Annotated in this window: 22 protein-coding genes; 3 read left to right on the top strand and 19 right to left on the bottom strand. The window is 25.2% G+C overall.

Annotated features, from left to right (window positions below; genetic code table 11):
- Nucleotides 1-2: 2 nt before the first annotated feature.
- The 6 genes from I4V51_RS00460 to I4V51_RS00430 form a co-directional block, all read right to left on the bottom strand.
- Nucleotides 3-1445, bottom strand: coding sequence for a condensation domain-containing protein (locus I4V51_RS00460; RefSeq protein WP_195986366.1), 1443 nt, complete (start codon nucleotides 1443-1445; stop codon nucleotides 3-5).
- Nucleotides 1438-2403 (bottom strand): alpha/beta hydrolase, encoded by a 966-nt coding sequence (locus I4V51_RS00455; RefSeq protein ID WP_195986365.1) that lies wholly within the window; start codon nucleotides 2401-2403, stop codon nucleotides 1438-1440. The genes I4V51_RS00460 and I4V51_RS00455 overlap by 8 nt, the downstream gene beginning before the upstream one ends.
- A gap of 36 nt (nucleotides 2404-2439) precedes the next feature.
- Entirely contained in the window at nucleotides 2440-2850 is a 411-nt protein-coding gene (locus I4V51_RS00450) for a MerR family transcriptional regulator (protein WP_195986364.1), read from the bottom strand.
- Nucleotides 2851-3088: 238 nt separating this feature from the next.
- Nucleotides 3089-4633 carry a carboxylesterase family protein gene (locus I4V51_RS00445; protein ID WP_195986363.1) on the bottom strand — a complete coding sequence of 515 codons (1545 nt, stop codon included), beginning with the start codon at nucleotides 4631-4633 and terminating at the stop codon, nucleotides 3089-3091.
- A 904-nt stretch (nucleotides 4634-5537) separates the two neighbouring features.
- Nucleotides 5538-8168 (bottom strand): ABC transporter permease, encoded by a 2631-nt coding sequence (locus tag I4V51_RS00435; RefSeq protein ID WP_195986361.1) that lies wholly within the window; start codon nucleotides 8166-8168, stop codon nucleotides 5538-5540.
- A gap of 12 nt (nucleotides 8169-8180) precedes the next feature.
- Nucleotides 8181-8882 carry an ABC transporter ATP-binding protein gene (locus I4V51_RS00430; RefSeq protein WP_195986360.1) on the bottom strand — a complete coding sequence of 234 codons (702 nt, stop codon included), beginning with the start codon at nucleotides 8880-8882 and terminating at the stop codon, nucleotides 8181-8183.
- Nucleotides 8883-9111: 229 nt separating this feature from the next.
- Here I4V51_RS00430 and I4V51_RS00425 point away from each other — a divergent pair, with 229 nt between their 5' ends.
- Nucleotides 9112-9675: a TetR/AcrR family transcriptional regulator gene (locus tag I4V51_RS00425; RefSeq protein ID WP_195986359.1), complete on the top strand. Its 564-nt coding sequence runs from the start codon at nucleotides 9112-9114 to the stop codon at nucleotides 9673-9675.
- A gap of 66 nt (nucleotides 9676-9741) precedes the next feature.
- Here the strand turns inward: I4V51_RS00425 and I4V51_RS00420 are convergent, their stop codons facing one another.
- The 3 genes from I4V51_RS00420 to I4V51_RS00410 form a co-directional block, all read right to left on the bottom strand.
- Entirely contained in the window at nucleotides 9742-10557 is an 816-nt protein-coding gene (locus tag I4V51_RS00420; protein ID WP_195986358.1) for a helix-turn-helix domain-containing protein, read from the bottom strand.
- A 1-nt stretch (nucleotide 10558) separates the two neighbouring features.
- The gene (locus I4V51_RS00415) at nucleotides 10559-11884 is read right to left on the bottom strand and encodes an MATE family efflux transporter (protein WP_195986357.1); all 1326 of its coding nucleotides are present in this window, start codon (nucleotides 11882-11884) and stop codon (nucleotides 10559-10561) included.
- 419 nt (nucleotides 11885-12303) lie between these two features.
- Nucleotides 12304-12504, bottom strand: a complete 201-nt coding sequence (locus tag I4V51_RS00410) for a helix-turn-helix transcriptional regulator (RefSeq protein ID WP_347708638.1) — start codon at nucleotides 12502-12504, stop codon at nucleotides 12304-12306.
- A gap of 211 nt (nucleotides 12505-12715) precedes the next feature.
- Here I4V51_RS00410 and I4V51_RS00405 point away from each other — a divergent pair, with 211 nt between their 5' ends.
- Nucleotides 12716-13033 carry a helix-turn-helix transcriptional regulator gene (locus I4V51_RS00405; RefSeq protein WP_195986356.1) on the top strand — a complete coding sequence of 106 codons (318 nt, stop codon included), beginning with the start codon at nucleotides 12716-12718 and terminating at the stop codon, nucleotides 13031-13033.
- A 365-nt stretch (nucleotides 13034-13398) separates the two neighbouring features.
- Here I4V51_RS00405 and I4V51_RS00400 read toward each other — a convergent pair whose 3' ends face one another.
- The 6 genes from I4V51_RS00400 to I4V51_RS00375 all read right to left on the bottom strand — a co-directional run bounded on the left by I4V51_RS00400 (nucleotide 13399) and on the right by I4V51_RS00375 (nucleotide 20130).
- A complete protein-coding gene (locus I4V51_RS00400; protein WP_195986355.1) occupies nucleotides 13399-14568 on the bottom strand; it encodes a PAS domain-containing sensor histidine kinase in 1170 nt (389 codons plus the stop codon).
- 454 nt (nucleotides 14569-15022) lie between these two features.
- Complete coding sequence (locus I4V51_RS00395; protein WP_195986354.1) at nucleotides 15023-15829, bottom strand: hypothetical protein; 807 nt, start codon at nucleotides 15827-15829, stop codon at nucleotides 15023-15025.
- Between the two features lie 156 nt (nucleotides 15830-15985).
- Entirely contained in the window at nucleotides 15986-17785 is a 1800-nt protein-coding gene (locus tag I4V51_RS00390) for a hypothetical protein (RefSeq protein WP_195986353.1), read from the bottom strand.
- Entirely contained in the window at nucleotides 17769-18266 is a 498-nt protein-coding gene (locus I4V51_RS00385; protein ID WP_195986352.1) for an ABC-three component system middle component 2, read from the bottom strand. The genes I4V51_RS00390 and I4V51_RS00385 overlap by 17 nt, the downstream gene beginning before the upstream one ends.
- Nucleotides 18259-19332 carry an ABC-three component system protein gene (locus tag I4V51_RS00380; RefSeq protein WP_195986351.1) on the bottom strand — a complete coding sequence of 358 codons (1074 nt, stop codon included), beginning with the start codon at nucleotides 19330-19332 and terminating at the stop codon, nucleotides 18259-18261. The genes I4V51_RS00385 and I4V51_RS00380 overlap by 8 nt, the downstream gene beginning before the upstream one ends.
- A gap of 39 nt (nucleotides 19333-19371) precedes the next feature.
- Entirely contained in the window at nucleotides 19372-20130 is a 759-nt protein-coding gene (locus I4V51_RS00375; RefSeq protein ID WP_195986350.1) for an abortive infection family protein, read from the bottom strand.
- A gap of 116 nt (nucleotides 20131-20246) precedes the next feature.
- Here I4V51_RS00375 and I4V51_RS00370 point away from each other — a divergent pair, with 116 nt between their 5' ends.
- On the top strand, nucleotides 20247-20396 hold the full coding sequence (locus I4V51_RS00370; RefSeq protein WP_195986349.1) for a hypothetical protein: 150 nt from the start codon (nucleotides 20247-20249) through the stop codon (nucleotides 20394-20396).
- 424 nt (nucleotides 20397-20820) lie between these two features.
- On the opposite strand, the gene I4V51_RS00365 is transcribed toward I4V51_RS00370, so the two are convergent.
- The 4 genes from I4V51_RS00365 to I4V51_RS00350 form a co-directional block, all read right to left on the bottom strand.
- Complete coding sequence (locus I4V51_RS00365) at nucleotides 20821-21099, bottom strand: hypothetical protein (RefSeq protein WP_195986348.1); 279 nt, start codon at nucleotides 21097-21099, stop codon at nucleotides 20821-20823.
- 165 nt (nucleotides 21100-21264) lie between these two features.
- The gene (locus I4V51_RS00360; RefSeq protein ID WP_195986347.1) at nucleotides 21265-21552 is read right to left on the bottom strand and encodes a hypothetical protein; all 288 of its coding nucleotides are present in this window, start codon (nucleotides 21550-21552) and stop codon (nucleotides 21265-21267) included.
- Between the two features lie 3 nt (nucleotides 21553-21555).
- On the bottom strand, nucleotides 21556-22407 hold the full coding sequence (locus tag I4V51_RS00355; protein ID WP_195986346.1) for a ParM/StbA family protein: 852 nt from the start codon (nucleotides 22405-22407) through the stop codon (nucleotides 21556-21558).
- A 148-nt stretch (nucleotides 22408-22555) separates the two neighbouring features.
- Nucleotides 22556-22900, bottom strand: a complete 345-nt coding sequence (locus I4V51_RS00350; RefSeq protein ID WP_195986345.1) for a type II toxin-antitoxin system PemK/MazF family toxin — start codon at nucleotides 22898-22900, stop codon at nucleotides 22556-22558.
- Nucleotides 22901-23004: the final 104 nt, after the last annotated feature.

Genomic DNA, 23004 nt, shown 5'->3' with positions numbered 1-23004 from the left:
AACTAAACACTTTCAATTATTTCTCCTACTGTTTTATCTGGATTATTAATACCCTCAAATAAAATCTTACATATATAATAATACATATATTGCAGCTTTTCCTCATTAACTCTTCCTGTTTGATATTCAAAGCTAAAATTCAATCCATTATCATTAGCTCTATGCATTACTGTTAAATATAGAGCATGTGCACAGACACCATTAGAATACCAATTAGTTTTATAATCAATATCACTAAAATCTATAGTTTGTCCTAACATTGATTTTGTATTCTTCATAGTTAAAGGCTGATATGTTAAACTAAATGGTTCATAAGTCTGACCTTGTTTATTATCATAAAATTTAGTTCTATACGATAAATATTCAACTGGATTAAAATTTGCATGACGAAATAATGAATTTTGGACTTCTCTTATTTTTTCTATTCCTTCTAAAAAAGTTTCATCCTTACTAACTATGGTTCTACAAGGAAAACAATGTAACCTTGTACCTCCACTCTTCTTTTCTGATATTGTAGCTCTTCTTGCAATTGTACTCATTATAGATACATCATCTTGATAATTAACCTTTTGCAAATATGTTCTTAGCCCCATCATTAGTAAACAAACTATAGGAATTTTATTTTCTTCACAAAACTTCATTAATATATATGATGGATATTCCTCTAAATTAAATACAGTTATATTAGCATCAACATTATTACTAACATTAGCATCAACATTATTACTAACATTAGTTACATTTCTTATATTTTCATTACCCCTTAAATTCCTTTCTTCTAACAATCTTTCAATTCCATTAATATCATTATATATAGGTTCTGATGTTTCAATTAATTCTTTAAAATAATGTGTATCTCTATTTTTAGCTTTTGATTCTGCTTCATAAGCTAAATCTTTTTCAATTTGTTTTATATAAGAATACATTTCCTTTGGATAGTTCATTCCATCATACTTTTTACTACAATATATCTCGATTATATCTTTTAAAAATACTATTATGCTCTGTGCGTCCATTGTCATATGATCAACCAATAAATATATTCCCTTATAATTATCAGGTGTTACTATCATTATTATTTTATTTAAGGGTGAATTTTCTCTTTCAAATGGAGTTTCAGTCCACTCTCTCATTTTTAATTCTGCATCTTCCATTTTCCAATCTGAAAAATCATAAAATTCTATATCTCTTTCCTCTTTATCAGCTACATATTGCATCACATTACCTTCTGAATCACTAACAAACCTAAGTCTCATTGACTCGCATCTAGAATATGCTTCATATATAGATTCTTTTAAGATATTAAAATTAATATCTTCATTTATAGTTAAACTTGTTCCTATATTTAATACTTGCTTTTTAGGACAATATTTTAAAGTAAAAAAATGTAATCTTTGTGCTGCTGTTAATGGATATAATCTTTTATTATCTATTTCCTTAAACATTAATTTTCACTTCCCTATTAGAAAAATATCTCTTTATAAAATCATCAACTTTCTTTTGATATTCTTGTGTATCCTTATAATAAGATTCAGCATGTCCAGCTCCCTTGACTATAAATAAAGCTTTTGCTGAGGCACAATTCTCATATATTTCCTCACTCATACAGCATGGAACAAAGGTATCATTATCTCCATGAATTAATAATATTGGAGTTTTCGCTTTCTTTACCTCTTCAGCTGAATTACATTGGTCTAATCCATAACCTGCTATCTTTTTACTAATTACGCTTGCTATGTTTATAATAGGATAAGGATATATGTGATACATATTTTTTAATACATTAGTAAATATGTCTGCAGGTGAAGTAAATGCACAATCAGAAATTATTCCTTTTATATTAGTAGGAAGCTCTAATCCCGATGCCATTAGTACAGTTGCTCCGCCCATAGATGTACCATGTAATAATATCTCACAATCATCACCTAATAAGTTTATGACATATTGTATCCATTTCATAAGGTCATTCCTATCTAAACATCCAAACCCAATGTATTTACCTTCACTAGCTCCATGTGCTCTAGCATCTATCATAAGAATATTAAAGTCCCTATCTAAATAAAATTTAGATATAGCAGTATAATCACTTGTTCCTCCCTTACTTGAATATCCATGTAAACAAATAACTATCTTTTTTGAAGATTTTTTATGAAATAATATTCCGTGTAGCTTTAAATTATCATTTGATTTTATATATACATCTTCATGTTCCTGCTTCATAAGCCACTCTTTTTTCTTCTGTATTTCAGGAATATATTTAACCCAATTTGTTCCTGACATCTTTTTAGTTCTTTCAACATCAGTCCTACTCCTTATAAGAGTTCTTTTTAATAAATATGAAGCTATTGCTGTTTCTGTTGCTGCAAAACAAACTACCCCACCAACTATTAATCTTTTTATCAATTTACACCTCTCACTTAGTGAAACTTTGGCCAAAATTTACTTATTATATATTTTTTTATTTTCAAATAAATTTGTATCATCTAATATATCTGCAACTGCAGAATCATAATTTCTTAATTTTTCTGTAGCCATTTCTAAGCTACTTATTGTATCTTCAACCTTTTTCTTTATATATTCTCTATATCTACACATTAGGTCTCTTCTTTGCTCTATAGTTTCATCACCTTTTAAATATAATTCTATATATTCCTTAATATTAGAAATTGGCATATCAATATCTCTAAGATTTATAAGCATTCTTATCCATTCTAAATCCTCATCTGTATATTTTCTTACACCATTTTCATCCTTTTTAACAAAGGGAGTTAATCCTTCCTTGTCATAATATCTAAGAGTATATATTGAAATATTAAGTTTTTTAGATGCATCTTTTATCAAATATTCCATTTTATCCCTCCTGCAATTTCATTATAAGTGCTAGAGTGTACTCTATGTCAAATAATAGATTGCGACATAATATAACTTAAATCCTTAAAACTCCTGCCTTTTCCCGGGAAATTTTTAAGCCTTTTATTGGAATAATGTCATCTAAACCTTTACTTATATATTAAAATATTTTTATATATAATATCTTTAACATAAAAAAAGAAGTGTTTTATCACTTCTTTTTTATTAAAAGTTATATTTATTTATATATAATATTTCTAAAAAACTCTATTTCATCTATATCCCTAGTGCTTTCACATTTAATTTCAGATGCTAAATAATAAATCTTTCTATCATTAGCTTTATATTTATCCCATTTCATATTAGCTTTTATATCAATTCCTTCATTAGGATTACTGTTCTTAATAAAATTAAGCCATAGATCATGTACTTGCTTTGTAATTCTCTTACCTGTATCATCATACTTAATTCCAACCTCTTCATTTGTATCAAAAACAAAAGGAATTTCAACTGCATGATGAGCTCCTGCCATAGATAATGGATAATTTCCTTTTGGTAGATAATCAAATTCATAAGCATATATATCATTACCTTGTTCACTTAATTTTTCTTGGAAAAGTGTCATTCCAGCTTTAAAATAAGAGTATGTTACTATATCAACTACCTTTTGACTATAATTATTATCAAATTTATCCTTGTAATGTTCTCTTACTTTCTCTGCTTTTCTTCCTTTAAATGTTTGATATAAATATTTATCATAAACTTGTTTAGAAACTTCTCCTGAAATAAATACAGCGCCCTCATCATGATTATACCCAATTATAAACTCACCTTTATTATTTTCACCTTTATTTAAAGCTTCTAATGGATCCTTTGGTATAGCGTATCCATCTTGAGCTGCCCAAAATGCAAATGGTGCTGTAACTGTAGCATCTGATGAGAAAAATCCCATTTGCCACAATGTAAGTGGATCAATTTTTCTTAAAATATTTAATCCTTCTTCACTATCATCAGCTCCAAAAACAGCTGCAAAACGCCTAGACATATCAATACATTTATCTAACTTAGCTTCTGTAAAAGGAACTGCTATTTTATTTTCTAAAATAGAACCACTTTCCATAATAGCTTTACTAAATAATCCTTTTGTTAAAGGACTCATTATTAGATTAGAAATTGAAAATGAACCTGCTGATTCCCCTGCAATTGTAATTCTATTTGGATCTCCTCCAAAATCATCAATATTTTCATTCACCCATTTAAGTGCTTTAATTTGATCAAGGGTTCCCCAGTTTCCAGTTGTTCCATATTTCTTTAATGATGTTTCTAAAGCTAAAAAACCAATTGCCCCTAAACGATAGTTTATAGTTACAACTATAACGTCCTCTAATGCAAAATGTGTTCCATCATAATAAGGCATTGAACCACACCCATTAAAGAATCCCCCACCATGAATCCAAAAGAACACTGGTAATTTCTCTTTACGTTCCACTGGTGTCCAAATGTTTAAATATAAACAATCCTCACTAGGAGTAGTATTAATAAGAACACTATCCTCCTGAATTGCACAATGTCCAAATTTTGTACAATCTCTTATACCTTCCCAAGATTCTACATCTTGTGGAGGGCAAAATCTTAACTCTCCTACTGGCGGTTTTGCATATGGAACGCCTTTAAAAACTGCTATTCCATTATGAACAAGCCCTTTCATTTCGCCTTTTTTAGTTTTCAAATTAATAGGAGTTTCTTCCCCAAAATTAATTTCAGGCATCTTTTGTATATCCATAACACTTCTCCTTGATAAATAATATTATTATAGATAGTTTCACCTATTTTTCTACTACAAATTCATTAACTAATTGTATCAATACTATTGATACAAGCTTAATATAATAATAAATAGTAAATTTATTATTGGAGTTGCTTATGGGAATTTATATATGTTTATTATTAGGTCTTTCTTGTTTAGGAATATTAATTTATTTCACCTTAACTTCTGATTCTAATTTTAGATTAATTTCTAAAATTTTTACTAGCTTATGCTTCTTGCTTATAGCTTTATTTTCTTACTTAAGTAATCCTAACAATTTAAAATATTTTCTTTTTATTTTCATTGGTTTAATATTTTCTTTCTTAGGAGATATACTTTTAGGAATCGATTATAAAAAACCACACGCTAAAAATACTTTACTAATAAGTGGTGGAATTAGCTTTGGAATTACACATATATTATATTCATTATGCTTTATAACTCTATCTGAGCTTCACATTAGAGATTTCATTTTTGCTATATTTCTATCATTTATTTTATTATCAACCTTAAAGTGTAATAAAAAAATCAATTTTAACAAATCTTTGTTTCCTGCTAGTATATATTGCTTAATCATAAGCTTCATGGTTTGCAAATCCATTTCCCTTATAACTATTACTTCATTAAATTTACCTGTAATAATATTATTAATATCCGGTGCAATTTTATTTTTATTATCTGACTATCTACTATCATTTATATTACTTTATAAAGATTGTCCTAAAATTATTAATGGCTTTAATTTGACTGCTTATTATATTGGACAATTTCTTATAGCATTAAGTATTTTATATATTTAATACAAAAAGCTAGATAACTATGTTGTAACTAATCCTTACTTAATAAAGATTAATACAAATTTTGTTATCTAGCTAATTATTTATTCATTAGATTTTAGTGCATCAATCATATTAACCTTTTTTAGTTTTATATGCATTAAAATCATAACAATAAGTGAGAAACTTATAGTTAATAAAGCCGAAAATATATAACTTTCAATTGATATATTAGGATACATCATCATGGTATCAGTTTCTGCTGTATTAAGTATAAAAGTATGAAGAATTTTACCTAATAATGATCCTACTAAAATTCCCATTATAGTTAATATTATATTTTCCCTAGATATATACATAGTAACTTCATTATTAAAGAAACCAATAACTTTAATAGTGGATAGCTCTCTTATACGTTCAGATACATTTATATTATTAAGATTATATAAAACTATAAATGCAAGGCTTCCTGCTGCTACTATTATTACTATCATAACTAAATTCATACTATCATTTGAATCTTGAGTATTTTTTTGAATTTGTGATGTTAAAGTAACATTCGTAACATTTCCACACTCTAAAAGCTTTGATGAAATTTCATCATCACTATCTCTATTTTTATCAAACCTTATAAACTGAGTATTATATACTGGATTTTTTTCAAACACTTTTTGATAATATGATGGTGACATATATAAATAATGCATAACATAATTTTCAGTTATTTTATCTATTTTCACTTCATGATTATTATTATTTTCATCTTTTAATGTTATTGTATCATTAACATATGCTCCTAGAAGCTCTGCTAACTTTTCACTAATAACAACTCCATCATCATTAATTTCATATTGTTCTCCAGATATTCTATCATTTAATAATATAAAATCATTTAACTTACTAATATCTTCTAGAACATATATGGTAGCTGTTTGTTTATTCATACTATCTTTATAAAAAGTTACTGATTCTTGATGAATATTTAAACTATCTTTATATCCATTTAATTTATTTAATACATTATTATAGTTTATATTTTCTTCTTCATTTGAATTTGTATCTAATATAACCATTGCATCATATTTCCACAATTTATTAAATTGTTTATCTATCATACCTGAATTAGAATCCTTTAATCCAAATCCAGTAACAAGTAATGCCATGCATCCTGCAATTCCTAAGACAGTCATTATCATACGTTGCTTATATCTAAAAATATTTCTTAAGGTTACCTTATGACTAAAGCTTAACCTCTTCCATATAGGTGTAATTCTTTCTAATAATATTTTCTTTCCTATCCTTGGCGCCTTAGGTCTCATTAAATTAGACGGCTTACTTTTTAATTCAACATTTATAACGATTAATGCAGCTCCAACAGTACATAATATTGATATAGCTATAGACTGAATAATATATGATGAGTAATAATATAAATCTATTTTAGGCACATTGTATATACTTCCATAAGCATTACTAATTATAGCTGGTAATACATTGCTTCCAATAACTATTCCTAAAATACTTCCTGAAATACTAGCTAATGAAGCATATATTATATACTTCCATGATATTTCTAAATCATTATATCCTAAAGCTTTCAGCGTACCTATCTCTAACCTATTTTCTTCTACCATTCTTGTCATTGTAGTTAAACAAATTAATATTGCTACTAAGAAGAAAAATACCGGTAGTACCGATGCGATATTTCCTAAACAATTTATAGAATCCTTATATCCTAGATATCCTTGATTATCAGTTCTATCAAAGAAATAATATTTACACTCTTCTATACTATCAATAGCTTCTTTTTCTTTACTTGTAATTTCATCTTTTGCTTCTAATAGTTTTTTCTTATTTATGTTAATCTCTTCATTACCGTATCCTAATTCTTCTACCTCTAAAAGCTTTTGATAACTATCATCTATTTCTTTATATGCATCTTCAAATTCTCTTTTAACCTCTTCCTTAAGTTCATTTTCCCGTTCTACTGCTCTATTAGTGAATAATCCTTCAAGATACTTATTATTTTCTTCCATTAAATTTTCATACTCATTTCCATAAGCATCCAATCCTTGTACATTTTTAAATCTCAAATAAACTTCAGTATAAACATCCATAGAAATATCTTTACTATTTAAAACTGCAAAATAATCAATTGTTCCTTTTCCAATAGACGTTACTCCCCTGGATTCCTTTTCAACATACATTGGACTTCTTACCATACCAACTATTTTAAAGTTTGTCTCCTTAAAATGCTTCATGCTATCTTCATCTGAATCAATTGTATAACTATTACCAATCTTTAAATTCTCATTTAATCTAAAGGCTCTTTCATCTAAAGCAATCTCTCCTTGGTTTTCAGGCATCCTTCCTTCTAAAACAACAAATTTATTTATTTGATTTTGCTCATCATATTCCATAAACCTAACTAAATTATTCATATTTATAAGATTTACATCTATTGTATGTGTTCCATAACAATCTAATATTTTATTATCATTTTTAAGAACTTCTAAATCCTTATCTGTTAATCCTAAATTTGATACAATCTTGCTATCCATAAGATTCTGATTACTATAAAACTTATTTATTGATCTATTCATATCAGGCTCTGCTGACTTTATACCTGAATAAAAGGCAACCCCTAAAAAGATAATTAATAATATAGAAAAAAAACTTTCTTTTGATGATATAATTTCTCTTATTATTGATTTTCTATATGATTTATTCTTCATTAAACCTCACCTCTACCATTCAATCTCTTCAACTGATAAAGGATTATTATTAATATTAACACTTCTAACTTTTGCATCGTTTATCTTTATAACCCTATCAGCCATTTGTGCAATTGCTGAGTTATGAGTTATAACTACAACTGTAGTTTTCATTTTTCTACATGTATCTTGTAGTGTTTTTAAAACTTGCTTACCTGTTTTATAATCAAGGGCTCCTGTTGGTTCATCACATAATAACAACTTAGGATTTTTCGCTATAGCTCTTGCAATAGAAACCCTCTGCTGCTCTCCCCCTGATAGTTGTGATGGAAAATTATCTTTCCTATGAGAAAGTCCAACTAATTCAATAGTGTTATCTACATCTAATGAATTATTTGAAATTTGTGTAGCAAGTTCTATATTTTCCTTTGCAGTTAGATTTTGTACTAGATTATAAAATTGAAATACAAATCCTACATCGTATCTTCTATACTTAGTAAGATCTCTATCTTTAAATTTTGATATATCAATATTATCAATTACTATTTTTCCTTCATCACAATTATCCATTCCACCTAAAATATTAAGTATTGTTGATTTTCCAGCACCACTTGGACCTAAAATTACAACAAATTCACCTTTTTCAATAGAAAAACTAACTCCATTATTAGCTACTACTATGTTTTCACCTATTTTATATCTTTTATATACATTTTTTACGTCTATATATGCCATATACTACACCTCTTTTATTTATATTTAAAACTCTATATTTTTTTACCTTGCGTTATTAAATAGACACATTGTATGTTTAATAGTACAATAAATAGTATATGAAACTTACTACTTATAGACAATAATCAGATATTTTAATAACGTTATTAAATGTACACTTTAAATTTATGTGTTTATTAAATAACATTATCAATTAAATTATCTAAAATTTATATAAAGGAGATTAAATATGGCCGGTGTTAAAGGAAATCGTAGAATTATATATACTAAAAAAGTTATTAGAGATAGTTTAATAGACTTATTACAAGATAAAGATATTCATCAAATCACGGTAACTGATATATGTAAAAAAGCAGATATTAATAGGGGTACTTTTTATACTCACTATAAAGATGCCTTTGATTTGCTTGAATCTATAGAAGATGAACTATTTAATCAAATTATAGAATTTATAGGTGAAACTCCTGCGGAGGAATACATTAATTCACTATTACCTCGAGTTCTTGAATTGATTTCTGAAAATAAAGCTTTATGTAAAATTCTATTTTGTAGACAAAAAGATAATAGAATTTTAGAAAGAATATTATCTGTAGCTAGTATGGCTGATTTTGAAAAGATATGTATGAATTCAAATGAATTTATTAAGTCTAATATGAATTATTTTATAAGATATTCTGTTGGTGGATGTATTTCAATTATTCAAGCATGGTTAGAAAATGATATGCCTGAATCACCAATAGAGCTTGTTAATATAATTAATAATATAAATAAAATAGATACTACATCGAAGTAGATATTTTTTATTTATAATATAAATAGGAGTAACCGCTATTATTCTAAGCGATTACTCCTATAAATATCATATAATCTGTATCTCTAATTGAACTATAGATTTTTCTGCTTCCTTCGAATTTATTCTTGCTAGTATTGAAAACTCATTAAAGCATCCTATTGTTTCTATATTATTTGTATCAATATAATCCAACATCTTTTTATAATATTTAAAACTATTTTCATTTCTATCATCATAATACATTGTAAGATACTTACCACTTGGCAATATAACATTCTTCGTATTACTTTCAAACTTTTCATTATTATAAAGCATTATTGCGGTATACTCTGTTCTATTTTCTTTTTTTAGTAGTTCTAATGGAGCTTCAAATGCTATTTCATAATTCATTATACAATTATCTTTTTCTGCATCAAGCAAAACTCTTCTTAAATTAAGCTCTAAATCCTTTTGATTTTTTATTTCACAGTTATATTTTCTAACTACTCTTTCATTATTTTCTTTAATGAATATTTCATTTTCGCTTACTTTTTTACTTTCCTCTATTCTACCTTCTAAAAAATTAATATATGATTTAACAGATTCCATTTCCTTAATTTTTTCATCTAATATTTTTCTCTGTTTATCAATTATTTTAATCATAGAATCAGAAGTTATTTCATCCTTTAATAATTCTTCTATTTCTTTTAATGATAGTCCTATAAGCTTGCATTGCTTCAATAAATCAATCTTTATAAATTGATTTATTGAATAATACCTATAATTATTTTGCTTATTAATATATGCTGGTTTAAGTAGTCCCATTTTGTCATAATATCTTAATGTTTGAATTGGAACATTAGTTAATTTAGATATTTCCCCAACAGAAAAATAAGTTTCCATACTAAAAATCTCCTAAGTTAATTACATTTTCAATAGCTTTTATAGTATAAGCATTAATATTAATAGAATATCTTAATATTATAAATGTTATTAATTCTGAAACAAATAATGTGATCCATATACCATTAATACCAAATAGCTTCGATAAAATGAATAATGATATAGGAAGTAATATTAGACTTCTACTTAAGCAGAAAATATTTGAAATTCTAGGCATATTTATTGCTTGATAATAAACTGTACTTGTTAAATTAAATCCTACCATAAAATATCCAAATGTTGATAAAATTAAACCTATATATGCAATATCAACTATTCTAGAATCCAAAGTAAATATTGATATCATTCCTTTACCAAATATAAAACATATAGCAATAAATACTATATTTATTATAATTACAGCTTTTATTGTTATAGAATAAAACTCTAGCATTTTCTTTGATTCTCTTGCACCATAGTTATAGCTTAATAATGGTTGGACCCCAATAGATAATCCTAGTAATACCATATAAATATTAGTTGTTATATAGTTAATTATCGCAAATGCTGATAAAGAAGTTTCTCCACCATAATTAACTAATGCTAAATTCATAAAGAATATTATTATAGAAAAACTTACTTCTGCAAAGAAAGATGGAAAGCCTATATTTATAAACTTCTTTATTATTTTCTTTTCTAATTTAACATTTCCAAAAGTTAATATACCCTTTTTCATTATGAAGTGAGGTAATAGTATACCTATAGTTACTAATTGTCCAAGCCCTGTTGCAATTGCTGCACCTTTTATTCCAAGACCTAATGGAAATATAAATATATAATCTAAAATTATATTAATTATAGCTCCTGATAAAGTTGCTATCATTGCCAGCTTTGGTCTACTATCATTTCTAACAAAACTATTTAAAGCAATTCCAATTAAATTAGGAATACAAAATAAACTATAATATCTTAAATAAGTTGAAGCTAATGGAATTAAGCTATCTGTAGCCCCTAATAGTTTTACTATATTTTTTGAAAATATTACAGATATTAAACTTATACCTATACTTAAAATTAATAAGAACTTAAATACCTGTCTAAATATCTCTACTGCCTTTTCTTTATTATTACTTCCTATATTTTTAGACACAAGATCTCCACCGCCAACTGCAAACATAGTAGCAATTCCAAATAACATTATAGTAAAAGGCATAACTATATTAACTGCTGCTAAAGCAGAATCTCCAACCCCTTGTGCAACAAAAATTCCATCAATTATTGTATATAGTGATGAAACAAACATGGCTAAGGCTGAAGGAACTGCATATTTTAAAAATTCTTTTATCATGATTTTCCCTCCATATTTTGTTTCTCTAATCATAATAAAGTCTATAGTTACTATAGAGTCAATAGTTATTACTACAAAAAAAATCTAATTTCTAAATAATTTAGAAATTAGATTTTTTCAAACTTATCTTACTATAAATATTATTAATTCAGTTAGCGCTCCTAACATAAACAACATCAGTTGAATTAATAAAACTTTTTATGAATACTCTTTTTTATGGGCTAATATAAAATTTATTATGATACAGCCCTATACAATATAACAATTATATATTCTTTTATAAAATCTTATGATTTTTCTCTTAAACTTTAATTTTTAAGCTTATATATAACTTCATATAACTATTATCCATATATCTTTATAAAGTCATATATAAAATTATTATTAAATTATATATAAATAAATCCTTATTATAAAAATTATTTTTTATCTAAATCTATTTCTTTTATAATACTATCTCTATATTTAGTTCCACTTTTTCTTCCTGCTAATATATCAGTCAAATAATTTTCATTCATACCAATATTTTTTGCTAATTGTCTCTGTGTCATTTTTAGCTCTACTAATCTCTTTTTTACTATAATCCCAAATTCATATTTAGATGTATCTATAATACTCACCCCTCTAATTTAAAGTATTTCTAAGTATTATGTTAAAATTTATTGTGATAAAATTAAAATTGACCTTAAATATATATGGACTTCCCTTATTAATATATATTTTAAAGTCAAAAAGACCCTGTGTCAACGACTTTGCAGTCCTCAAGACTTCATAATTAAATATTTTTTATTTTTAATGGCCAAAATGACTTTATAGAGAGAGGTGTTATTAATGGAAAGTTTAGGAGAAAAACTCGCTTATTTAAGAAATAGAGAAGGTATTAGTCAACGTAAGTTAATGAATTTACTTCAATTTGAAAATCTTCATAAATATGAAAAGAATCAACGAGAACCCAGCATAGAAATATTAAAAAAACTTGCTTTATATTTTGGTGTAACTGTAGATTGGTTATTAGACTTAAATGATGATAAATTGATTTTATCATCTGATGAGATTAAGCTTATTGAAAATCTTAGAAAATTGCCAAAGAAAGAACAATTTAAAATTGAGGGAATGATAGAACTAAAACTTCTAGAAATAAAAGATTAATTTTTACTCTAAAAGATACGAATTCACACTTTCAATTTGTTAAAATACCAATGATAAAGGCTGTTATAGGTTACAGTTTTTTTCATTGGTATACAAATTGATATTATTTACTAATTATAAGTATTTCAATTTGTAAAATATAATCTATATTTAATTTTTTTATATTATATAAACTATGTTTGAATAAACATTTTGATTCTAATTTATCTTCTATAATTTATTTAGAAAATAATATAATTGAGAATATGAATACCATAATCAAACAATCCTTCATGCTGATATTTTGTTTCAATTTTTCCACCAATATACATAATATTTTAAATCCCAACCAATATATTTTTTATACAATTGCTAACGAATAAACTTTACTCATATATATCAGAAAACTCCATTTTTATACGTTCTATCCGACTATCATACACTTTATTAGACAAAGTATCTATATTATCATTTTCATTTACTATATTAGGTATACTTACTATAAATTCACTACCTTTTCCTAATTTACTTATAACATTAATTGTTCCTTGATGCATTTCAACTAAGTATTTAGTCAAGGCTAATCCAACACCACACCCTTCGCAAACCTTAGTAAACCTATCCTCTACATTTGAAAATCCATTAAAAATCAAATCTATATCACTTTCCGAAATTCCAATCCCAGTATCTTTTACTGAAATTTTAATATATTCATCATCTAAAGATATGCTTACAGTAACCTTTCCATTAATATAATTAAATTTTATAGCATTTGATATTAAATTTAATATCACTCTTTCTAATTTCATTTTATCAAAACTAACTATCTTTTCTTCTATTTCTGTATCAAATATGATATCTATATTTTTAAATTTCTTATATTCATTTACATCCTCACATATTGATTCAATAGTATTTACAATATCATAATTTTGAGGATTATATTCCATATTTCCAGATTGTATATTAGTCAAATCAATAAAGTTATTTGATATTTTAAGTATTCTTAAAGTATTAATATTTATTCTCTGAATATCTTTTATAAAGCAATCTCTACAACTACCTAACTTACAAGACTTGCATCTTTGTTCTAACAACTGTATAGATGAAATTATCATATTTATTGGTGTTCTAAATTCATGACTAACATTAGAAAAAAAGCCTTCTCTTAATTTACTTAGTTCATCTCTATAAGAAATTACTTTTATTATCCCTAAAATACCATTAAGTTTTTTATTTTCATCAAATATAGGATATTTACTTACTTGAAGTGTATATTTTTCATTATCTTTTGATATAATTTGCTCATATTTTAATGGTGTGGCCTTTTCTATTATCTCTCTATCCCTTACTATTCCAATATTAAAATATGGCTGTAATATATTTAATTCCTCATATGTTCTTCCATAAATATCATTCCTAGGCTTACCTATAAAATTCTCTGCATAACTTTTATTACAATAAATAATTCTACCGTCTAAATCCTTATAAAAAATATAATCTGGTATTGTGTCAAATAACATTTCTAATATTTTCTCCGAGTATTTTTTATCCATTAATATCCACCTCTCTTTTTATAACTCGTAAAAAAAGACTGTATAATACAGTCTTTAAGTTATGTCATTCCTAATGTCTATTTCAAAAGATTTTTGTCATTAATTGTTGTCTTTATATAAGATATACCATTTTAAATGTTATGTCTATAAAAAAGAACTACATTGACATAATTTTCGTTCGACATTATTTTTACATAAATTTATATAAATATAATTATGAATACTGTTCAATATTATAAGTTTATAAATAAAAAATGATTAAAGTCCGAAAATCTATTATAGATTACCGGACTCCTTCATTTATTTGTTCACTTTTTGGGTCATTATAAATCATTTTTTATCTTAGTTAAGTATCAAATACCTATTTCTTAATCAGCCTAACAACAGTCTCAGCGTGTGCAGAGTTCAGTGTGTAGACAAAAAGTTAATTAAGATGTAGTGTGATTTTAAACATTTAAACTCTTTTTATCCATCTATTTCTTTTATTAAACCAGCTTGATGGATGATTACCATAAAAACATTTTATTTTTCTATTTTCACTATACTTATTTATCGCTTTTTGTGTTAATTTTCGAAGAGTCGTATTTTTTATTTTTTCAATTTTTTCATATGCCCTTTTCTTATCACAAATACTCTTTAAATATATATTATTTATACTCTTCTGCCCAAGAGATAATGAATCTTTTTCATGTGACCCCTTAGTACAAAGATTAACAATAATATCTGGTTCATATATTTGTAACCTCTTAATAAACTCACTTTTTAAATTTCTTGAAAGCCATAATTTTAACCATACTCTATCTCTAAATACTTCTGTATCGGTTCCTAAACTACATTGATATTGTATTGCGTTAGATAAAATCACATGATATTTTCCTTTTTCAATATCATATTTCTTAAAACACTCATTAATAACTTCACAAAAATATTTATCAAGTTTACATCCAGTACTTCCCAAAGCTGGTGCTGGTGCAACACTAAATTTATTTTTATTAAATTCATCTATATGAGGACTTTCTAATACTATTACTATTATTTTTTCATATTGATTTTTGATATTAACTAAATTAGCTTTTGTTATTTTAACTTTATCTTTATTAATATTTCTTAAATGCTTACAAAACCATAACTTTTCTTTAACTATACCATTTTCATATTCAAAAAAACCTACATAATTATCATTGCATTTTTTGAGTGATACACCGTTATAATTACGTTTTAAATTAATAACTATTTTTCTGAATTTTTTATTTATATTCATTACCTTATAAATCCTCTCATTAAAATTATCTTTCTATAATACTACTCATTTTCTTCAAGTCATTCTATTAATAAATTCTTCAAACCATTTTATATTATTTTCATTAACTTTATAATTAAAAGTTACATATTTGAAATTATCTTCATTTAAAATATCCTACATAATAAATCCTTTTCTATCAATTGAATCATTTCCACTAAAATGATGATGTACAATTTTATCTTCTAACTCTACTGGTGGTTCTTGATTCTCTATAATAATTATTTGAATATCTCTAATACTATTTAGAGTATTATAGAATTCCACTTTTACCTCTTCATTAATCTTTTCTTTGTTTTCTTTATCTTTAAATGCAGTTAATGGAGAATCAATAATAACAAATCCTAGATTAGGTAGCCTTTTATTATTCATATATTTATTTATAGCTATACAAAATGCCGAGTTAATTAGTGCTCTATAACCTTTACCATAGGTCTCCTTATCAGCATTATTAATTGTCAAATCCATCATGCTATAGTTAAATGATATGTCTACATTATCAAAAACTTTACTATCAAGTAAAATATTCTTCGCTATATCAATTATTTCTTGGATTACTTTACTTTCAATTCTTCTCTTATAGTTATTATTTGAATTTTCTGAATCTGATTTATTATCGTTTATTAATTTTGTTAATGATTTTACTTTATTATTAAGTTGATATTTTAAAATTAACTTCTGCTTTGACTCCATTAATCTTTCTAATAATTCTATTTTAATATTCAAACCATTTTTTATAGAATTTTCTATATTATCATTTTCTTCAATAATTCTTTCTTTAATATTAATGAGTTCCTTTTCATAAATTTCTCTTTGAAGTTCACTCTCAAATATAGTAAATTCTAAATCATTAATTTGTGATAATAACTTTCGCTTTTCAGCTATCAAAGCTTCAGTAAAATTACTATCATTATATATTTCTATTCTTTCATTTCCACATATCGGACATTCTAAATTTTCAAGTTGTTCTAAGTAAAATTTAGATTCATCTATAAAATCTAATCGTTCTATATCAAATTCATGATTTTTCTTTAATAATTTGAATCTTTTTATAGTTTCTTCTATATATGCTTTCTTTTTTTCTATTACTTCTTCTTCAGAACTCTTTTCTTGTATTTTATATTTTAAGTCATTTATTTTTTTATTATAATCTTCAATTTCCTTTTTAGTAAACTTTATTCTATTATCTATTTCATTTAATTCTACTAAACAATCTGACTCTACGTAATTTTCACCTAGTTCTTTTTTCATTTCATCAACAAATTTTCTTGCAAAATCTATATTAGTGTTTTCTTTCTTCTTTTTTGTATTAGAATTTATATCAGAATCATCTTTTCCTGATGTAATAATTCTGAATACTGATTCATTTTTAGCTTTAGTAAATCCTCCGTTTTTATCATATACTATTGATTTAGTATTTATAACTCTCTCTTCATCTATCATGTTTAAATGAATCATTTCTCTGAATGTAAAATTATTTATCTTTCCTGTATACGTTGAAATTACTTTTGAGTAATTTATGTTACATAAATTAGTTAATACCGTTGAAATATTTTTTGAATTATCAGCTTTAAATTTTTGTGACAAAGTTTGTCCTATATTATTATTTATTTCTTTATATTCACAATTATAATTCGTTATTTTGCCTTTTCTCTCTCTTACAATAGTGTTTACTATACCATCATACCCTTCAATTTCTAAAATAAATCTGCCATATTCTCTAGCTTCTATTATATCCTTTGGTGACTTACTTCCTCCTAATACATAATTAATACACTCATATATATAACTTTTACCCGTATTTGAACTACCTGATATTATATTCAATCCTTTTTTAAATCTTATTTCTACTGATTCTTTACTATCACTTTCTAGGATTAAACTTCTTATATATATTCCATTATAATGTTCTTTCAAAATATCCACCCCTAAATAAATCCTCTTTATCATACTCATCATCTTCTATTGATAATATATTTTTCATATACTGTTCTAATTCAATTAATGATTTTCCCTTAAATTCATTATAAATCAATATTGAATTTTTATTTAACTGGCTATAGTAATCACTTTGAAAACACTCTAAAAATTTATTTGTTATACAAGTTTTCTTATATGAAAATCCATCCTTACTATAACTTACTGTTATTAAATGTTTACTAACCAATAACTTTAAAGCATCCATTATTATTCTTCTTTTAGAATATACTTCTCTTTTGTGACCTGGATTAGCCGGATGTACATTTTTCCCTTCACTACTAAATTCATGTGCATAAATTAATAAATAGTCATAATATATTAGTTGTTGAACATCTAAACTACATTCAAATCTATTCAATATCACTAAAAGCCTACTAGCTATCTCATAAATATTATTATATATCCTTTTATTATTCATCTTTTATTACCCAAAATATCCTTTCATCATTTACTAATTCATGACATATTCCGCATTTTTCAGTTGGTTGTATATTTCCCAATGGATTTATTTCTAATGGAACTGTATTTAAATATTTTATTGTTTCAGATACTCTTTTAAAAGAACTCTCATATTCATCAAATATAATATCTGCAATACACAGATATATTTGTTCTTTAGCTTCTTCATACGGTTCAATATCTATCAATTCATCCCTTGTAAATACTTTCAATGCTTGTGCTGAATGAAAAGCTAGCCTTTGTCTATATAAATGTTCTTTACATGCACTACTATTACTAATGCTATCTAAATCAAAAACTACATTGTTTGTTTTTTCTCTATATACATCTATTAATTGAATGATATATCTCATATCTTTTTCCTCTTCATTTATAGATACATCTATCTCCTTAAGTAATTTTCTTTTTGGTAACCCTCCTCCAAATCTATACTTGTACCACTTTGTAGTACTATATTCATCTAAAAATTTTATTGGCTCCAACTCTTCAACAATAGAAAAATCAAATGTATTTATATATTTTATAAAATCTTCATCTAATTGTATTTCTTCATCCTTTGTTATTTTGTTCATACAATATCCTTGCCAATTTTTAATTAATTCATTTGCTATTGATTTAGGATTATCTATTAAATTAGATAAAGCAGGTCCTATACCCTTCGTAGTTGCTATATAGTATTTTTTAGGTACTTTGTATTTATTCTTGTATGTATAGTAACATAATTTTCCAAATTCTATCCAAAACTCACTAGGCGTCAACTGATTTTTATAATGCTTACACTGATATATATCAATATCTCCATTATCATAATATCCGACTATATCTCTACCCATGTCTCCTGCCCCACCAAATCTTTTCACCTTTTTGTATTTGTTGCTTAAATAAAAATATGCCCACTCTAATATGATTTCTTCAAATTCAGTATCATCCATAAGTTCTAATCTTTTTAGAGGTGGAATATCAAATGAAAAAATTTTACTACTATCTTTCGGTGGATTTGGTCTCTCTATATCAAAAAATTTCATTATATTTCTCCCATAATTCTAAATTTAATTTATATTTATTTAAATATTATACTCTTCAATACCATTAATAAAATTAATTATATTAACTATACTTTTATATATAAACATACTCTCTTTACTATTTAATACCTCATTGTCATGAGCAAAACTTTCATTATTTCTAACATAATTAAACTTATCTAAAATAGCTCTCTCAGCATTTAAGATTGTTTTTGTCATTTCACTTTCAATTAGTCCATCTGCATAAATTTTTTTTATATATTTACCATAACAACTGCTTAATGATTCATTATTTGAATACTCTATATCATGTTTTAGACATAACTTTCTAATATATCGCATCATATATGTATGAAGTCTATCTAATGCCAAAACGGGTAATCCAGACATTATTGAATCTGCAATTGCTAAAGATAACGTATCAAAATTCTCATCATTAATAGAATCTAAATTATTAATAGTTATATTATCTTCACCTAATTTTTCTGCTATTTTATAGCATTCATTCAGTAACTCTTTATTTACTTTTCCAATTAAGGAGTCTTTAAATTGTATATATTCAAATAAGCTTAATAATAATTTTTTCACAACCCAATTTGACTCTTTATTCCAAAATACTCTTAGTCTATTAGCTTTTGAATTACCACGCTCACAATAGTAATCATCATATATATTTATTCCTACATTATCCAATATAAATCTCTCAAATTCACTATTTGTAAAATCTAATACATATCCATCTTTCATATCTAATAACTTTTCTAATTTCATTTTGTCAACTGTTGATATTTTATACATTTTATACTCCTTATGTATTTTTTTGTTTATACAAACATTATAACACCATATTAAAAGGATTTTTTATTTTTATTTGTATATTAATTATATAAATACTTATCTAGGAGGATTTAATTATGATTAAATTAAGAATTCAATATATTAATGAAGAGGAGTATATATCCGCTATATCTAAAATACAAAAAGCATTTAAAATACTTACTATATCTAAACCTATAAAAAATAGAAATCATCCATCTTATAGAGTATATATTGAAGTAATTTAAATAAAGAAAGGAGTGATTGATATGACAACTTGTAAAAATTTTAATACCATCCATAGTACCGATATTGACGAAATAAAATCTCAATTATTAAATTTTGAAAGATATGTTTTTACTCATGAATCAAGTAATTATCGCTATAGTCATAACTGTACAATAGATATATTACCTGGGAAGAAGCATTGTAATTTAACCTTAATTGATACATTTTCATATGATTTCATATATTATTTTAATATTGCCCTTGAAGAGGCATGTATATGTATTCAACACCATAACCTTTCCCCCATTAAAATTTATGATATATAAAGCTATACTTAGTGTAATAAAGTGAGCATCTTTACTGATAATCACTTTATTTTTTTATTGGTCATAAAAAATAAGCTTACTAAAAAACGAACCTCAAAATTGAAGTTCGCTTTTTATATTAACTAACAATATCTAATAATCCTTGATGCTCTTCTACAAGCTCTTCTAATAACTCATATAATGTAGATACTTTAATAAATTCATACTTTTCTAAATAAAAGAAGTTTTCCATATCTTCAAACGTAATTTCATGTTTCATTAAAAAATCTGTAACAAATAGTATTGATTTATCTCTCCATTCTTTAAATACAATAACTTTAGTATCTTCTTCAAAAACATCTAAAGCTAAGCATACCTCAAACATAAGATTTTTATTAATTTCTATTAATTCATTCATTATAAAATTCCTCCTAATTAAAAAGATTTTATGATTGCACTTCTAAACTTTTTATTAATCTATATAATAATGATTAATAGAGTTATTAATTTTTCCTTCATCAAGAATTAACTTTTAATGTTATGTATTAAAAAAGCTGCAAATTGCAGCTTAAAACTTTATTATTTATTTAAAGAATCCCATAATCTCTTCATCAATAATAATTTGATTATTATTTAATTTTTCATCTTTAATTACCTTTTCGGTACTATTTGCAATAGTTTTCTCCTCATTTACAGCTATAATCCCACTTATTCTATCATCTAATTGCACCGTATTGCCTCCACCAGTTGCAACCTTATATAATAAACTCTTTATAGTTTCTGATTCATTATATGTAGAACTTAAATAGTCTAATATAATTTTATCTTTATCTTTTTGAGGATTTAATGTTATATAAAATCTTTTGCTCATATATTATTGATTAGCTCCTCTCCAACCGATTTCAGCAACCTTATGTGCTCCAAGTACATTAGAGAACTGTGCATTTTCTAAAACTTTAGCTGGAGTATTTGTTTCGATATAATCTTTTAACAGTAAAGAACCTCCACCAGTAAAATATACTTTATAATTTTTTATATTAACTTTTGCTTGTATTCTATTCAATATAAGCTTTAAAAAATCTAAATATACTCTACTATCAACGACTATTCTGCCATTCCTAATAAGTCTTTCTATATCCTCCTCTACAAAATCTTCCCCCTTAGAATTCTCAATATCCTTTATATTTGCATATAAATCTAAGACTCCTAATCTTTCTGTATAATTATATTCTGTCTTTCCATTTACTATTGTTACATAATTAATAGTTCTACTCCCAATATCACAAATAAGAATGTCATCTTTATTATTTTCTATCATATACTGCGAAATAAATCCTTCACCAAGAACTACTACCTTATTAATATTTATTGTTCTCGGAATACCATTTACTAAAAAGTTGAAACTACTATTTTTTAGCCTATTTATAAATTTACTACTATTATTCATTTGTACTAATGGTAATAATAAGCATAAGTTTATATCACTCTCATTCGTTGCTTGCGTTATAGCAAATAATAAAGATGGTAAATAATTTTTATCAATTTTTGAGAACTGCCTATCATACTCCCCGACACCTATATAAGTTATTTCATTTTCTATTTGAATTCTATCATAAGCTTCTGGGTTTGGATTAAACTGTGTACTAATCCTAGAACTAAAACTACCTACATTTTGTCCTGCATATTTTATACTATAATTTCCTAAATCAACTGTAACATTTATCATATAATGTTCTCTCCTTTAACCTTAAATTTTATATAGCATAAGATTATATCAGTTAAAAGAAACTCCTTTTTATTTTTTTATACTTTTTAAATTTTTTTAGCATAAGAAATGCTATAGGTTGTTCTCCTATAGCACCTAAAACTTCTAATTAATTTTCTAAAGCTAAACTAATAGCTATTTTCTTATTTATATCTTGTAAATCCTCTTCTCTAATATCGCATATGTAATTAATTATTTGAGATTTATCGATTGTACATATCTGCTCAGCTAGCACCGTTGATTCATCTATTAATTTCCCATAATTCTTTAATACTTTATGAGTTGGCAAATTCCTTTTTGACCTTTTGCTTGTAATAGGTATACCTACAGTTGTAGTACTATATTTATTACCAGTATCATTTTGAATAATAAGTACTGGTCTAATACCAGCTTGAACACTCCCTATTTTTGTTCCTAACTTAACATTAAAAATACTTCCTCTTCTAACTACCATTTTAATTATTCTCCTATTCTAAAATATGTTGTTTTGCAACCTAACCCTCCATTTTGGAGTTATTAAGTTTCAAAATCTTGATATTCTATCAGAAAAATTTTAAT

Source organism: Clostridium sp. D53t1_180928_C8 (assembly GCF_015667795.1).
Lineage (GTDB): Bacteria > Bacillota > Clostridia > Clostridiales > Clostridiaceae > Clostridium.
The sequence above is the reverse complement of the archived record's forward strand: the minus strand, read 5'-3'. Positions and strand labels throughout refer to the sequence as shown.